Origin of the sequence: Emticicia sp. TH156 (genome assembly GCF_002855535.1) — a bacterium.
GTDB classification, from domain to species: Bacteria; Bacteroidota; Bacteroidia; order Cytophagales; family Spirosomataceae; genus Emticicia; species Emticicia fluvialis.
Genome location: NZ_PKRS01000004.1, coordinates 42,978 through 57,823 on the forward strand (window position 1 = coordinate 42,978; position 14,846 = coordinate 57,823).

Below are 14,846 nucleotides of genomic sequence, written 5' to 3' on the forward strand. Positions count from 1 at the left end.
AATATTATTTTACTTTAAAAACCACAATGAAACATTTTTTTAGCTCAGATTATCATTTTGACCACCAAAATATTCTGAGGTATGACAACAGGCCGTTCGCAACAATAGATCAGATGAACGAAGCCATTATTAAAAGGCATAACAGCCAGGTAAGTAAAGATGACCACTTCTATTTTTTAGGAGATTTTGCATTCTCGAAAGACAAATACCGTATCGAACAACTTTTAAAGCGCTTAAATGGTAAGAAGTTTTTTATTAAGGGGAATCATGACTATTACGATACCATCAAGCTTTATGAAAGATGGGGCGAGTATCTGGGTGAACAAAAAACAATTAAAATAGATACCCAATGGATTGTTCTGAATCATTTCTGCTTGAGAGAATGGGACAGAAAACACCACGGCAGCTGGCATCTTTTTGGGCATACGCATCATAGGCTGCCTTATGACCATGAGAATCGGACAATGGATGTAGGCATTAACGGCTATGATTATTATCCGGTTGAGTTTAATGAGGTAAAAACCTACATGAACCAAAAGATTAGTGAACAAAAAACTAAAGTCTACTAAAATACTAAGCCTTTTAAAACTAATTTAATTAAAAGAGCAGAGCGGGTAACATCATAAAATTTGAATCTCCCTACGTTACCCGTAACTCACAACATCTCCACTTAATAGCTACAAGATCAATCATTTTTAGCAGTGTTTTTACATTTTTGCGCTTATTTTCATAAATAATAGGCAGCTAACATCATTTAGTAATCTAGTTGTGCACGAGCTAATTAGCAAATACCATTTAACTAAATTACTTAGTTAACTAATACTAAGTCTCTGTGCTGAATTAGCAATTATGTGGCTAAATTTATTAGCTTGCATTTTACTAATAACTGTATTGTTTTTGTCAGTTTACCTGCCCAATACTATAACATTTTATTATGCCGCGTGCGTAAGGTAGAATGACTTAAAATAGGGGAGATGTTGTTTATCTAATAATATAGCCCTAAATTTGCAGCAAATATGAGCGGCTAAAAAATAGCTTAAAATACCCTTAAAATTATTCAGTAAAAATCACATTATCAGACGATTATATATTATTAATTAATGTTTTAAATCACCAATCTCAATGTCATTAAAAACAATTATTGAAGCTGCGTGGGACGATAGAAGCCTGTTAAACGACCCGGCGACCAAGAGTGCAATTGAAACAATTATAAGTGAAGTTAATGATGGAATTATTCGTGTTGCCAGCCCCAATGAAGATGGCAGCTGGACAACCCACGACTGGATAAAGAAAGCAATTATTCTGTATTTCCCGCTTCAGCAAATGAGTATTCAGGAAGTGGGCATATTTGAATACCACGATAAAATGAAACTAAAAACCGGATATGACCAGATTGGCGTGCGCGTTGTGCCGCCTGCTGTGGCCCGTTATGGCTCATATCTGGCTAAAGGTGTTATCCTGATGCCGTCTTATGTAAACATTGGCGCTTATGTAGATTCTGGCACAATGGTAGACACCTGGGCTACTGTTGGAAGCTGCGCCCAGATAGGAAAAGATGTACATCTGAGCGGTGGTGTGGGTATCGGAGGGGTACTTGAACCCGCTCAGGCATCGCCGGTAATCATTGAAGACGGTGCCTTTATCGGGTCACGCTGTATAGTGGTAGAAGGCGCCAGAATCGGCAAAAGAGCCGTTTTAGGGGCAGGTGTTACCATAACCAGCAGTTCTAAGATTATAGACGTAAATACGGGCAAAGAATACGTTGGATACGTGCCAGATAACTCGGTTGTTATACCAGGTATGCTGCCTAAAAAGTATCCGGCCGGCGATTTTGGCGTACCTTGCGCTTTAATTATTGGTCAAAGAAAAACAAGTACTGATCTTAAAACATCATTGAATGATGCCTTAAGAGAAAATAATGTGTCAGTTTAGAAACATAAATTGAAGTTATAACAATAAAGGGCTGTCAGCTATTCTGTCAGCCCTTTATTGTTTACAAGCATTAATAGTGCAATTTACAATATATATACGTTACAAATGAAAATTACATAAATAAATGTCTTATTTTTAATGTAATTTACTACCAATTAGTCTATCAGGAGAGGTATTTACAACAAATATGCAATAAAGCCACCCAGGTAAAGCTATAATAATTGATTATTTTAAATTACCGGCTTAGACATAAGGCCGTGAGATACACAAGAAATAATTACCTTTGTTTATAAAAGAGGTTGTTTAGGAGCAGTAATTACAGGGCAATAAAAAAAGCCCAATCTAAAGCATGATTGGACTTTCTGACGATTGAATCCCAAATTGTTGGCATTTCTACCTACAAATTAAACCTTTACTTAATTTTATCTTCAATGATCATTTTAAAAAGCACGTAAATCTTTTACAAAGGTAGTTTACAAGATTTAACGCGCAAGCACTATTCTACATTTTTTCTTAACTATTTCTATACATTGTTAAATGTAAGATGAAATCGTCTCGTTACTCTGTCTTTCTATTACCAGTGGCACCCATCTGGTGAATTCATCTGCTTAAGATTTATATTTTCAATCTGTCTTTAAATACATTGTTAATCGTATATCAATCGTAAATTACATAATGTACTGATAAACAAGTATTTAAGCCCTACAACAGACTAATAGTGAACGTGTTTACAATAGTCATTTAATTATTTACAAAAGAGCTTGGTTTGTATTTGTAAACTATTTATATTTATACATAATTAGTTTAACATAGTTAATTTTACAACTTAAATTAGTTTACTATATTAAACATTTGTGAATTACATTTATAAATTTACAGTTTATGAAATTAAACGAGAAGATACGCCGCTTTATTAATGACAAGGATTTAACTTCCACCAAGTTTGCTGATGAAATTGGAGTACCCAGGCCTAGCATTTCACACATTTTATCTGATAGAAATAAGCCCAGCCTTGAAATTGTACAGAAAATATACAAAAGATACCCCGAACTGGGTTTTGACTGGTTTCTGGAAGACGAGGAAAACGAAGGACAACAACCCACACAAAACCTTAGTAATCAAGCTGTTATAGCGCAAAAAAAGCCAGTTAATGGTTCGCGAGATTTAAACGAAAGAAAAAGCACGGAAAATCCCCCGATGTATTCAAATCTCAACGGCTCTATTTTGCCCAATTTAGGCCACGGAAGCGTAGCAAGAATCATTGTTGTATATACTGATGGTTATACTCAGGTTTTTGAAGCCAGCAATGCCTGATTATTTTTAAGCCAATTGGCAAACAGAATACAGACTATCATAAACGCCTGAAAGCCCAGCCACCTAAGGTACAAGGTAAAGCCTGATTGGTTGCGTGGAGATACAATAGATGGCCTGGAAGCAAAATTTATACGGGTAGTACAATTGAATAAGAACCAGAAGTATCAGCCTGTTTAAATGTATCAGAAAGATTAATTGCAAAAAAAGTACAGTTATAAAAAATATAACAAACAGGTTAATCAATAATAATAGTATGAATAGTAATAACCAGTTAAAAAGTTTCTTACTATTCAACTAGGTTAATTAAATAAAAAAATACTACCGGTTAATTATAAATAAATAGTACTGTTCATATAATTAGAATGGTTTTATTAATAATTAATTTATCTTACTATTAAAAGAATACAGTAAGTAAATTCTAACCTAAAATTACGTACTATTATTTATTTAAAGTTTAAAACTTATTATATTAAATATTAAAAACAGTATTATATAATAGGCATAAAACAATTATATGTTTATTTAAATAAAAACTTATATACCAATAAATATGGTTTATACTTTATTTATTATTAAAAATTAACATACTAAATATAGTATAAATATTGTTTTATACTATCTGATTTTTTTAAATGTTATAAAATAAATAAAAAGTATTTTTAGTATTATTAATTATTATACTAAATGATAAAATATTTAGATAATATTAGTATAAAAAAAATAGATTATATTATACATAATAAATGGTGTAAAATTATTTATAGTATTCTTTGAGCTGCCGGCTATTGAATTTGTTGAGCTTTTGAAATGCAAAAATTAATCGGCTTTTTTTAAACCATACCAAACCATATATGATGCTTGAGGGCCACTTAATTAGAAAGACGGAAAATGTATCAATTAATGCCTTGCATTCAGACGCGGTTAATTCAGTGCGCGTGCATGAGTATGCCCTTATTATATTGCATTCTAAAAGTTATATTATGCAGAGTATGTACAGCGGCAATCTGGCTCTGTTTTAAAGCGGCCAGTTGACAAAGCAAGGCAGGTAAACTAGATTTAGTTAATTGTGTACAATGCGGGTTCATGAAGTTGTATTCTTGAACCTATTGAGTTAAACATCTCTGGCCAATCAATTGAGTTGTTTAATTGTGAAGAACAGGCTGAATGCCTTTTGCCAAAGTCGGCTCATTTAATTTACAGGTAAGAAAAATTTGAGATTTCGTTCAATCAACAATTGGTTCTGGCTTAAGCCTAGTGCCTGTAGGTGATTCAAAAGTAAAATGAATAACTGATAAAATTCAATTTTCAGATTGCCAGAGCCAGGTAATTTAAGCACTTTAAGATTTCTTGCCGGGTTTTAAAACATCTGGTTTGCTGGTCGGTTTGTTGTGTAAGAAATTTAAAAATTCAGGTTCTATCCTGAGTTAGGTTAAAGCCAAGAAATCAAGACCTATTTTAAGGCCTCAAATAGCCGATTTAAGAAACTTTTATCCATCCATCCGTATAAGTACCTAAACCACGCACCGAAATCGCCAGAAAGGCGTATTTACTGATTTTAAAATTAACCCTATACTAATCATACAAATATTACTTAATATTTTAAAAATTCATTAATTACTATTTTACCTATTAATACTTTTTATTATTTAATGTACTTTATTTAAATTTAAAAAATAATTAAATATTAGTAAGTATAATAAAATAGGTAAGTTTAAAACTTATATAATAATTTAAAATAAACAATATTAATAGAAGTATTCGTTATTATAAATAAGTAAAGAATGTTAAATTTTTACTAAACACTTTATTTTATATTTACTAAATGTTTTGTATATACTTTATATAATTATAGAATAATTAGTTAATTGTATTAGTACAATAAGTTATTATAAATACTAAACTAAATGTATATATAAAACTATTTAGTATTTATTTTACTTAATTAATTTATGTATTACTTAAAACATTCTATACTTATCGTAAAGTAGTTATTATTAATAAAAGTTATTATTTTAGTATTGTTACTACGGTTGATTTGTTCTATATTGCCACACATTATTATTCTTATACAACCAATGACAATTAGTGTAGTAAACAACAAAGGGGGGGTAGGTAAGACTACATCAACCCAAAACCTTGGTGCCGCTTTCCAGAAGTTTGCAAACGCTCGTGTGCTTTTTATTGATCTTGATGGCCAGGCCAGTTTAACCAGGTGCTTTGGTATTCTGGAAACACAGGTAGGCAAAAACCATGTTGGTAATTATTTAAGTGGTGAGCTGCCATTTGAAAGTGTTGTGATTAATACTCCCATCGGCGACCTGCTGCCAAGTGCAGCCGAACTAAACACCAAAGAAGATGTAATTAAAGCATCGCCGGTTTTTCCGTTTAACCTGAAACTGCTACTAGAGAAAATTAAAAAGAATTATGATTACATCATGATTGATTGTCCACCCACACTTTCAGGGATGACAAGAATAGCGCTCATTGCCTGTGACCTTTACATGGTGCCACTGCAGGCAGAGTACCTGAGTTATGAAGGGCTAAGAAATTTTTTATCGTATTCGTCAGAGCTGCAGTTGATAAGCCCTCAAACAAAACTAGGTGGTGTGTTTGCAACACGTTATAACCCGAGAATCAATAAGAAATTGAGCAACGAGATTATTGAAGCCACCAAACAGCAATTGGGTGATTCGTTTTTTTCTACAACTATCAGAGACAACATTGCGATATCGGAAGCACAGGCAAGCGGACAGGATATTTTCTCGTACGCACCAGATAGCAACGGAGCAATGGATTATTATAAATTAACTAAGGAAATTCTAGACAGTTTCAACGCAAATAATTAATAAGGTTTGAGTTGTATACTGATCGACTAAAATTTTAGAAAAATGGCAAAAAATAGAAATTTTACATTTGAAAGTTTAGTTCCAACCAAAAGTACTGAACAAGCCGCAGGGGCTCCGGCATCTGCACCAAGCGGAAGCCAGCAGGCATTGATGGCATTGCAAGACAACGGGCCGTCGACCAAAGTTACATTCGATTGCCCGAATGAGCTGGTTGAAACCATGAAAGATTACGGATACTGGGAAGGGATGTCGCAGAAAGATATAATCATTGAAGCGCTTGGTGTTTTCTTTGAAGAAAAGAAAATTAAAGAAAGACCCGAGAAAGTAAAAATGAGAAAGAAAGTTGGTAGAAAACCAAAGGCATTAAAGGCATTTCTTAGTTGAAATGCCTTTTTTTCTTTAAAACGAGAATTGGTTATCTGTATATATGCGCGAAAAGCTGTGATACAGCCAATTCTCAGGCAAATCAGAATACAGATATAAATGTTATATAATTTATATTATGTTAAATAGAATTATTGAAAACACCCCTAAGCTATACATCGGAACTGCTTTTTAAGATCCTGTTACTTCTTTCTCTATAATAATTTTAGATGGAAGCATTCAATGATTATTCTTCCATAAAAAGGCAGATTCTGAAAGTTAAGGCTGTAGCTGAGATTTGCATGAAAAAATTTTTCTGTATGCTGATGCAGAATAATCAATTCTGAGTAAGCCAATAAACGGTGCATAAAAAAAGCCCTTAGAATCATCTAAGGGCTTTTAAATATGTCAGTTATGAAACTGATTATTTTCTTTTAGAACATTGTTCAAGCACAGTTGTTAAACTGCTTAAGTTGTCTGTCAGGTCTTGATCTAACGCTTTTCCTTCTTTTTCTCTTACAGATTTGCAAATATCAAAGTGAGGTTTTGCTTCACCAAATTTGGCACAGGCTTTGTCTTCTACGGCTTTGCCATTCTTTTGGTACTCTTTCATGTCCATTTTATCAACCTCTTTCTTGATTTCAACGGCCTGATTGAAGTGAAATACACCCAGGTTGAAGTTACAATCGTAGTTGGTTGGGTCAATAGCCAATATTTTTTTGTACCAGCCAAGTGCTTCTTCTTTTTTACCGCCGTTATCGTAAAGAATAGCCAGGTTTAGCATATTGTTTACGTTTGTAGGGTCGGCTTCAATCAATTTTTTCAACTCACTGATAGCTTCCTCAGAATTACCGCTAGACAACTGAAGGTTTACAAGTGTGCCTTTCAAATCTTTGTCGCCAGGGTTTGAAGCGATACCTTTTTTAAGTACTTCTACGGCTTTAGCTGTATTTTTTTCGTTTTTGTACACTTCAGATAAGCTGTAGAATACGGCTGCATCTTTGCCACCTTGCTCAATAAACTTATTGAAATAGATTTTAGCGGCCTCGTTATCTTTAGCCAATTGCGCAACAATACCCGTGTACAAAGAAGCCGTAGTATCTTTTGGGCTTACTTCTGAGGCAATTTTGAATAATTTAAGTGCGCTGGTAAAGTTTTTACCGTTATAGAAACCAGCACCCTGTTGCATCAATGCAGAATAAATTTTCTGACTTGTAAGCGCTGCCTCAATTTCTTTGGTGCCTTTACCGCCGGCTTCTACTTCAAGCGCCTTTTTATAGGCATTATATGCTTTTTCTGATGCCATTGAGTCTTTTCCGCAGTTAATGGCCATGTCTTCATAAGCCGCGGCAAGCTTAACCCAGGTAGATGATTTTGCACCTTTTTTGGCATCCTGACTTGCTTTTTCTCCTTTGGCAATTTCGTCGGCTGCTGACTTACACTGCGCTTCTTTAAGTTGATTATCAAGTCCTGATTGTGCAAATACGCCTGCCGTAAACATAGATAAGACAGACACAAAAATGGTTTTTTTCATATTTCTGTTAATTTTTTAAAAATATTAAAATGCTTAGGGTTAGACAATTTAATTTCGCGAAAAATAGGGATTTTCAGGAAATTAACAAAGTATTAACATAAAAAGTAGACAACCCTCCTACTCTTTACCGGGCATTATTCGGCACTTTCTACTATTTCAGCGCCAGTGCCTTCTTCTTCCTCATCATCTTCTCTGATGATACGGGTTACAGATGCAATATGGTCTGTTTCGTTAAGGCGGATAAGTCTTACACCCTGGGTATTACGGCCCATTACCCGGAGGTCGGCCACTTTACTGCGTATGGCAATACCGTTTTTGGTGATAATCATCAGATCGTCATCATCAGTTACTTCTTTAATGGCTACCAGCGCACCTGTTTTATCGGTAATATTCAGCGTTTTAACGCCCTTGGCACCTCTTGAGGTAATGCGGTAATCTTCAATATCAGAGCGTTTTCCGTAGCCTTTTTCTGATACCACCAGTAACTGGGTATCTGCTCTGGAAACACAAACCATACCAATGGCGCGGTCGCCTTCGTCTAAAGATATACCTCTTACACCGGTGGCTGTACGGCCCATCGGACGCGTACCTGACTCATGGAAGCGAACCACTTTACCGTTTTTGGCAGCAATTACAATGTTGTTATCGCCGTTGGTAAGGGCAACATCCAGCAGGTTGTCGCCTTCATTGATGTTGATGGCAATGATACCACCCTGACGCGGACGAGAATAGGCTTCCAGAAGGGTTTTCTTCACGGTACCTTCTTCGGTACACATCACGATATAATTATTGTTGATATAATCTTCGTCAGTAAGTGTAGAAACGTTCAAGACTGCCTGAATCTTATCGTCGGCTTCAATATTTATCAGGTTCTGTATGGCTCTTCCTTTGGCGGTTTTGCTGCCTTCCGGAACTTCAAAAACTCTGAGCCAGAACAATTTACCTTTTTTGGTAAAAAACAACAGGTAATTATGGTTGGTAGCTGCAAAAAGATGCTCGGTGTAATCTTCATCTTTGGTTTTTACACCTCTTGACCCGGTGCCACCCCTGCCCTGTGTGCGGTACTCCTGCAACGGTGTGCGTTTTATGTATCCCTGATGAGAGATAGTTACCAGCATTTCATCGTCAGGTATCATATCTTCAATACTAAACTCACCGGCGGCCATTTCAATTTTAGAGCGTCTTTCGTCGCCATATCTGGCTTTCAGTTCAGCTAAATCATCTTTGATAATGTTGCGTTTTCTTTCTTCCGAACCAAGAATATCACGTAAGTCAAGAATGATATTTTTAATTTCATCAAATTCGGCAGTTATCTTGTCTCTTTCCAGACCTACCAAACGTTGCAAACGCATATCCAGAATGGCTTTTGCTTGCACCTCGCTCAGAATATTGCCTGTTTCGGCAGCTTCAGAATTAAAGGCATCAACAATCTGCAGGCGCTGAAGACCCACCGTCAGAAATTCCTGTCTTTGTTCGGGTGTCATGAAATCACCTTTCATCAAGCCTGTTCTGGCTTCGTCGGCGTCTCTTGAACCACGGATAAAGCTAATAACGGCATCAATGTAATCGAGAGCTATTAACAAGCCGACTAATATATGTGCCCGTTTTTCGGCTTCTTTTAAATCGTATTGCGTACGTCTGGTTACAATTTCAAGCCTATGCTCTACGTAGTAACGAATCATATCTTTCAGATTGAGCGTAACCGGACGGCCTTTAACCAGGGCCACGTTATTGATACTGAAAGATGATTGAAGCTGCGTATATTTATAAAGGTTATTCAGAACCACGTTTGGTACGGCATCTTTACGGAGGTCATATACGATACGCATTCCTTCACGGTCTGACTCATCTCTGATGTCTGAAATACCCTCGATTTTCTTTTCGTTGATGAGCTGAGCGGTTTTCTCAATCATCATGGCCTTATTGACCATATACGGAATCTCGGTTACTACTATCTGGTCTTTACCTGTTTTAGAGACCTCGAAATTGGCTACCGAACGCAGAACGATACGGCCACGACCGGTTTCAAAAGCTGATTTTACACCACTGTAACCATAAATAATGGCTCCGGTCGGGAAATCGGGCGCTTTAATGAACTGCATTAATTCTTCAACCGTAATTTCGTTGTTATCAATATAGGCCGTTATACCATCAGCTACCTCGGTAAGGTTGTGTGGGGCCATGTTAGTGGCCATACCTACGGCAATACCTGCCGAACCATTCAATAATAAATTAGGTATTTTACCCGGCATTACTGATGGTTCTTCTAACGAATCGTCAAAGTTGGGCTGAAAATCAACTGTTTCTTTGTTGATATCTGCCAGTAGTTCTTCCGCTATTCTTTTCAGACGGGCCTCAGTATAACGCATTGCAGCGGGTGAGTCGCCATCTATTGAACCAAAGTTACCTTGTCCGTCAACCAATGTGTAGCGTAACGACCATTCCTGAGCCATACGCACCATGGTGTCATAAACCGAGCTGTCTCCATGCGGGTGATATTTACCCAACACCTCTCCTACAATACGAGCCGATTTTTTATAAGGGCGGTTGTGATATACACCCAGTTCAGCCATTCCGTATAAAACCCGGCGATGAACCGGTTTCAGTCCGTCACGAACATCAGGCAAGGCACGCGAAATAATAACCGACATTGAATAATCAATGTAGGCGCCGCGCATTTCGTCTTCGATGTTGATTGGGATAATTGTGCCGTTGTTGGAAGATTCTGGGATTAGATTTTCTGTTTCCTCAGCCATTAGCCTTAAGATTTACTTTTTTTAGTAGAATAAATATGACTATTTAGATATTTTTTTGCACTATTTTTAATAGTAATATTACAAATTTAATAAAATAAGCACAAATAAACAAATGCAATAGTCTATTTATATCAGCCGGGTGTATGTAGCAACATAATTTTTTAACTGTGCGGTACATATAAATTTTTAAAGAACTACCAGGCCATTGGTATTGCTATACGTAAACAAAAAATAAGGCTCAAAAACCGTATTCTGCCAGACAGAAAAGGAACATGAGCCTTGATTTTGAATGATTGATTTACCGCCGCCAATGACCCTTTTTGTAGACGTATCCACGGGGTGATTGGACATACCGGCCCTGAACCCAAACTTTTCTGTAACGTGGTGCCTGACGGTAGTAACCATTGCGCCATACGTAAGTGCCACCCCGCGCTACATAATGACCGGGAATCCAGACGTATCCGGGAGTAGGTGGCCCGGGTGCAACCTCAACCACAGCAGGTGGCGGAGGGGTGGTAATAATTTCGCCCGAACAACTAAGACCTGCCAGTGCCAAAGGAATTAATACCCCAAAAAGCACCAGTTCTTTCAATATTTTCATTAAACTCTGTTTGTTAATATACTTATTCATTGTCTGTAATATGGCTTTGGGATTCTTCAAGGTCAGTATGATTGTCCCCTCCCAGGCTATAGTAATTGTTTTCTTCGTCTTCTTTTCCAATGGCCTCGTCGGCATCATCAAGTTCTGCACCGGGCACATCCAGGCCTTCACCAGTGGCCTTGGTGGTTCCATCTGCTTCGTTCCAGGCCTGAACGTCATTTTCATTATGTGCTTTCTCTTGCATTGGGTCTTCGGGGTCTAGCGCTTCTTCTTTTATACCTCTGGCATAAATATCTTCTGAGGCAGGATACTTCGGATACCCGGGAAACTGCACCTCTTCTTCTTCTGGTTTGGGTTTTTGATTGGCTTCCATTGCGCTGGCTTTTGGTTTAATTTGATTATAATAACAATATCAGAAGTAGAATTACGATTAACGCACCCGCTGAGATATAAACTCCCCCGCCAAGCTCGGCCATTTGTGTTTTAAGGGCTTTTACTTCTCTGCGTAATGCTTTTTTCTCATGCGTTGTCATGCTTTTCTTATCCATTGCCTTAATTTCTTCCAGACGTGCCATAATAGCCTTGGCTTCAGCTGATTCGAGTTTTTCAGCTTTTACTGTTTCAACTTTGGCCGCATCTTTTGCCGGGGTTTCAGTAGCTGCCATACTGGCTTGTGTACTGATAAAGCAAGTAAGAATTAGAGAAGCAAGAGGTACAAAAACTTTTCGTTTCATGGCTGTAAAGTGTTTTTAAGTGAGCAATAAACCTTTGCTAAGGTTTAGCCCAAAAAAACACACCACCTGAAAGAATGCTATTTTTGATTGTAATGAGAATGAAGAATGTAGATTTTTTTACTCAGGCGAGAACCTGGGTAAGCCCTGATGCCCATGCCAGCAGAAGGCCAATTTATTTTAGCAGGTCAGGGCGGCGCTGTTGGGTACGTTTGATAGATTGTTCAAGGCGCCAGTCGTTAATTTTTTTCTCATGGCCCGAAAGCAGCACATCTGGCACTTTCATGCCTTCAAATTCTGCCGGTCTGGTATATACCGGCGGTGCCAGCAGGTTATCCTGAAAAGAATCTGTCAATGCTGAGGTTTCATCATTTAAAACACCGGGTATCAGCCTGATAATGGCATCTGATACAACAGCGGCGGGCAATTCGCCACCTGATAAGACGTAATCGCCGATTGATATTTCTTTGGTAATGAAATGTTCGCGCACGCGCTCATCAATGCCTTTGTAGTGCCCACACAGAATAATGAGGTTGTGTGTCATTGAAAGCCTGTTGGCCGTTTTCTGGTCGAACACATCGCCGTCTGGTGTCATATAAATAATTTCGTCATAGGCTCTACCCGACTGCAAATGGCGAATACATTTGGCAATAGGCTCTATGCCTAACACCATACCTGCCCCGCCACCAAATGCGTAATCATCTACCTGGCGGTGTTTGTTTTCTGAGTAGTCGCGCAGGTCATGGATATGCACTTCGGCATGCCCGGCTTCTCTTGCCCGCTTCAATATTGAGTGGTCAAAATAACTGTCTAACAAACGGGGCACGCATGATATTATATCAATACGTATACCGCTGTTTTCAGTAATGCCTGTATGTACCTGTGTAGTGTTTTCCATTATAATTATCAGGATGCTTCTGCCTCGTCGTCGTCTTCATCGTCGGGTTGCAGGTTGCTATCGTTCAGATAAACCTCCATTAATCCCTCCGGCAAATGCGTGTACAACTCCTTTTTGTCGCGGTCAACTGTCTTTACTATGTCGTCATTAATCGGAATCAGTATTTCTGTACCTTCATAATGCATAGCTATGAGGTCCTGGCGGTCTGATGTATACACAGCCAGAACTTTGCCCAGTTTACCTTTTACGTCGTCTACAACCGTGAAATCGATTATCTCATGGTAATAAAACTGGTCGTTGTCTTCCAGCTCGGGCAGGTTGTCTTCCGGTAGATAAATATCACAGTTTACGAGTTTTTGCGCCTCTTCTATGGTATCTATGTCTTCAAACTTGATAATAGACTTGGCAGGTCTAATCTGGATTTCTTCTACAAAATGAGGCACCAGCTCTCCTTTTATTTCAAGCAGAACAGAATCAAGCTCTTCGTAATCTTCAGGATAATCAACATCAAGCCAAATGGCCAGCTCACCTTTCAGACCATGAGTTTTGGTTATTTTACCTAATAAATAGCAATCCTCTTTTGTCATAACATTTTTGATTCAATATAAAAATCCCCGCTTTTGGGCGAGGATTTTTTATAATTTCGTTAGATGGAATCTCCGAATTATGCTTCTGCTGATTCTTCTGTTGCTTCTGCAGCAGGCGCTTCTTCTTCAGCAGGGGCTGCTGCGGCGGCGGCAGCTGCTTCAGCGTCAGCAATAACTTTTTGCTGAGCGGCTTCCATATCAGCGCGTTTTTTACGTTCTGCTTCAAATGCTGCTTTTTTAGCTGCATCTTTGCCCTCTGTCAATTTGGCAATTTTTGTTTCGCGGTTTTCTTGTCTTTCTTTAGACCAAGACTCGAAACGAGCATCTGCTACATCCTGAGTAATGGCTCCTTTATTTACACCAATCTGAAGGTGTTTTTTAAGCAATATACCTTTTACTGACAAGATTTTACGGGTTGTATCGGTTGGTTCTGCACCTACCATTAACCAGTAAAGGGCTCTGTCATCTTTCAATGTGATACCCGCAGGGGTGGATTGAGGATTGTACTGACCTAATTTCTCGATAAATTTACCATCACGTGGTGAACGAGCGTCAGCTACTACGATGTCGTACAATGGAGCTTTTTTGCGTCCTCTTTTTGCTAATCTGATTTTAACTGCCATTTTTTTCTGTTTTAATGGGGAACCCGTCCCCTTTGCGCATTTTTTGGACTGCAAAATTATAAAAAATCCTTACGAAATCAAAGTTTCATAAGGATTTTTTATGACCAATGACTATTTTAACATTATAAAGTATCTTAAGAAGAAAAAAGCGAGCCTGTAAGCCGAATTCTGTCTTTAACATTTCTGCTAAAGTCTTATCATTTATCTGGAACAACAGTTGCCTGCTGCTTCTATCAACCTACCCTCCGACTCGGGCGAGCAGCCCTTAAGCTATCTTTGCAGATGGCTGTGTCGGTTTATTTGGTCTTTCAGTTCATGAGGTTTACCATGCCCTGTCTGTCACCAGACAAGCGGTAGGCTCTTACTCTACCTTTTCACCCTTACCTTGCGGCGGTATATTTTCTGTGGCACTGGCTGTAGGCAATCAGTCGCCCGATTCCCCCCTACCCGTTAGGTAGCATGATGCTCTGCACTGTTCGGACTTTCCTCAACTCTTCAGTTTGCACCTCGTAGCAGCGATAAGACGGCCCGCTTTTTTCTGCACGCAAAGGTAGAAACTCCTCTGCTGGCATACAATATTTTTAAAAATTATTCTTATATCGGTGGGTGGGTCATTAACGGTTTCACGACGCATTAAACTTCGCCAAAAATAAACTAATCA

13 protein-coding genes and 1 other RNA gene are annotated in these 14,846 nt (G+C 38.0%); 5 read left to right on the forward strand and 9 right to left on the reverse strand.

What is annotated here, in order from left to right; genetic code table 11:
* Window positions 1-26: 26 nt before the first annotated feature.
* From C0V77_RS08745 to C0V77_RS08765, 5 genes are all read left to right on the forward strand, one after another.
* Window positions 27-569, forward strand: coding sequence for a metallophosphoesterase (locus C0V77_RS08745; protein WP_101725983.1), 543 nt, complete (start codon window positions 27-29; stop codon window positions 567-569).
* Between the two features lie 553 nt (window positions 570-1,122).
* The gene (locus C0V77_RS08750) at window positions 1,123-1,932 is read left to right on the forward strand and encodes a 2,3,4,5-tetrahydropyridine-2,6-dicarboxylate N-succinyltransferase (protein WP_101725984.1); all 810 of its coding nucleotides are present in this window, start codon (window positions 1,123-1,125) and stop codon (window positions 1,930-1,932) included.
* An 882-nt stretch (window positions 1,933-2,814) separates the two neighbouring features.
* Window positions 2,815-3,246, forward strand: a complete 432-nt coding sequence (locus tag C0V77_RS08755; protein ID WP_101725985.1) for a helix-turn-helix transcriptional regulator — start codon at window positions 2,815-2,817, stop codon at window positions 3,244-3,246.
* Between the two features lie 2,075 nt (window positions 3,247-5,321).
* The gene (locus C0V77_RS08760) at window positions 5,322-6,092 is read left to right on the forward strand and encodes a ParA family protein (protein ID WP_101725986.1); all 771 of its coding nucleotides are present in this window, start codon (window positions 5,322-5,324) and stop codon (window positions 6,090-6,092) included.
* Window positions 6,093-6,134: 42 nt separating this feature from the next.
* On the forward strand, window positions 6,135-6,476 hold the full coding sequence (locus C0V77_RS08765) for a hypothetical protein (RefSeq protein ID WP_101725987.1): 342 nt from the start codon (window positions 6,135-6,137) through the stop codon (window positions 6,474-6,476).
* Window positions 6,477-6,879: 403 nt separating this feature from the next.
* Here C0V77_RS08765 and C0V77_RS08770 read toward each other — a convergent pair whose 3' ends face one another.
* The 9 genes from C0V77_RS08770 to rnpB all read right to left on the reverse strand — a co-directional run bounded on the left by C0V77_RS08770 (window position 6,880) and on the right by rnpB (window position 14,720).
* On the reverse strand, window positions 6,880-7,989 hold the full coding sequence (locus C0V77_RS08770; RefSeq protein WP_101725988.1) for a lipopolysaccharide assembly protein LapB: 1,110 nt from the start codon (window positions 7,987-7,989) through the stop codon (window positions 6,880-6,882).
* A gap of 134 nt (window positions 7,990-8,123) precedes the next feature.
* Entirely contained in the window at window positions 8,124-10,745 is a 2,622-nt protein-coding gene (gyrA, locus tag C0V77_RS08775; RefSeq protein WP_101725989.1) for a DNA gyrase subunit A, read from the reverse strand.
* Window positions 10,746-11,043: 298 nt separating this feature from the next.
* Entirely contained in the window at window positions 11,044-11,376 is a 333-nt protein-coding gene (locus tag C0V77_RS08780) for a YXWGXW repeat-containing protein (protein WP_158237915.1), read from the reverse strand.
* The gene (locus C0V77_RS08785; RefSeq protein WP_101725991.1) at window positions 11,369-11,719 is read right to left on the reverse strand and encodes a hypothetical protein; all 351 of its coding nucleotides are present in this window, start codon (window positions 11,717-11,719) and stop codon (window positions 11,369-11,371) included. The genes C0V77_RS08780 and C0V77_RS08785 overlap by 8 nt, the downstream gene beginning before the upstream one ends.
* Before the next feature lie 25 nt (window positions 11,720-11,744).
* Window positions 11,745-12,080, reverse strand: a complete 336-nt coding sequence (locus C0V77_RS08790; RefSeq protein ID WP_101725992.1) for a hypothetical protein — start codon at window positions 12,078-12,080, stop codon at window positions 11,745-11,747.
* A gap of 172 nt (window positions 12,081-12,252) precedes the next feature.
* A complete protein-coding gene (trmD, locus tag C0V77_RS08795) occupies window positions 12,253-12,927 on the reverse strand; it encodes a tRNA (guanosine(37)-N1)-methyltransferase TrmD (protein ID WP_101726271.1) in 675 nt (224 codons plus the stop codon).
* A gap of 56 nt (window positions 12,928-12,983) precedes the next feature.
* Complete coding sequence (gene rimM, locus C0V77_RS08800) at window positions 12,984-13,562, reverse strand: ribosome maturation factor RimM (protein WP_101725993.1); 579 nt, start codon at window positions 13,560-13,562, stop codon at window positions 12,984-12,986.
* A gap of 77 nt (window positions 13,563-13,639) precedes the next feature.
* Window positions 13,640-14,185, reverse strand: coding sequence for a 30S ribosomal protein S16 (locus C0V77_RS08805; protein WP_101725994.1), 546 nt, complete (start codon window positions 14,183-14,185; stop codon window positions 13,640-13,642).
* Window positions 14,186-14,326: 141 nt separating this feature from the next.
* An RNA gene (gene rnpB, locus C0V77_RS08810) (RNase P RNA component class A) lies at window positions 14,327-14,720 on the reverse strand.
* Window positions 14,721-14,846 lie beyond the last annotated feature (126 nt).

Coding starts and splice junctions, on each gene's coding strand:
- C0V77_RS08780 (WP_158237915.1), bottom strand. CDS start 11,376: ATGAATAAGTATATTAACAAACAGAGTTTAATGAAAATATTGAAAGAA.
- C0V77_RS08760 (WP_101725986.1), top strand. CDS start 5,322: ATGACAATTAGTGTAGTAAACAACAAAGGGGGGGTAGGTAAGACTACA.
- gyrA (WP_101725989.1), bottom strand. CDS start 10,745: ATGGCTGAGGAAACAGAAAATCTAATCCCAGAATCTTCCAACAACGGC.
- C0V77_RS08745 (WP_101725983.1), top strand. CDS start 27: ATGAAACATTTTTTTAGCTCAGATTATCATTTTGACCACCAAAATATT.
- C0V77_RS08785 (WP_101725991.1), bottom strand. CDS start 11,719: ATGGAAGCCAATCAAAAACCCAAACCAGAAGAAGAAGAGGTGCAGTTT.
- C0V77_RS08755 (WP_101725985.1), top strand. CDS start 2,815: ATGAAATTAAACGAGAAGATACGCCGCTTTATTAATGACAAGGATTTA.
- C0V77_RS08805 (WP_101725994.1), bottom strand. CDS start 14,185: ATGGCAGTTAAAATCAGATTAGCAAAAAGAGGACGCAAAAAAGCTCCA.
- C0V77_RS08750 (WP_101725984.1), top strand. CDS start 1,123: ATGTCATTAAAAACAATTATTGAAGCTGCGTGGGACGATAGAAGCCTG.
- C0V77_RS08765 (WP_101725987.1), top strand. CDS start 6,135: ATGGCAAAAAATAGAAATTTTACATTTGAAAGTTTAGTTCCAACCAAA.
- C0V77_RS08790 (WP_101725992.1), bottom strand. CDS start 12,080: ATGAAACGAAAAGTTTTTGTACCTCTTGCTTCTCTAATTCTTACTTGC.
- C0V77_RS08770 (WP_101725988.1), bottom strand. CDS start 7,989: ATGAAAAAAACCATTTTTGTGTCTGTCTTATCTATGTTTACGGCAGGC.
- rimM (WP_101725993.1), bottom strand. CDS start 13,562: ATGACAAAAGAGGATTGCTATTTATTAGGTAAAATAACCAAAACTCAT.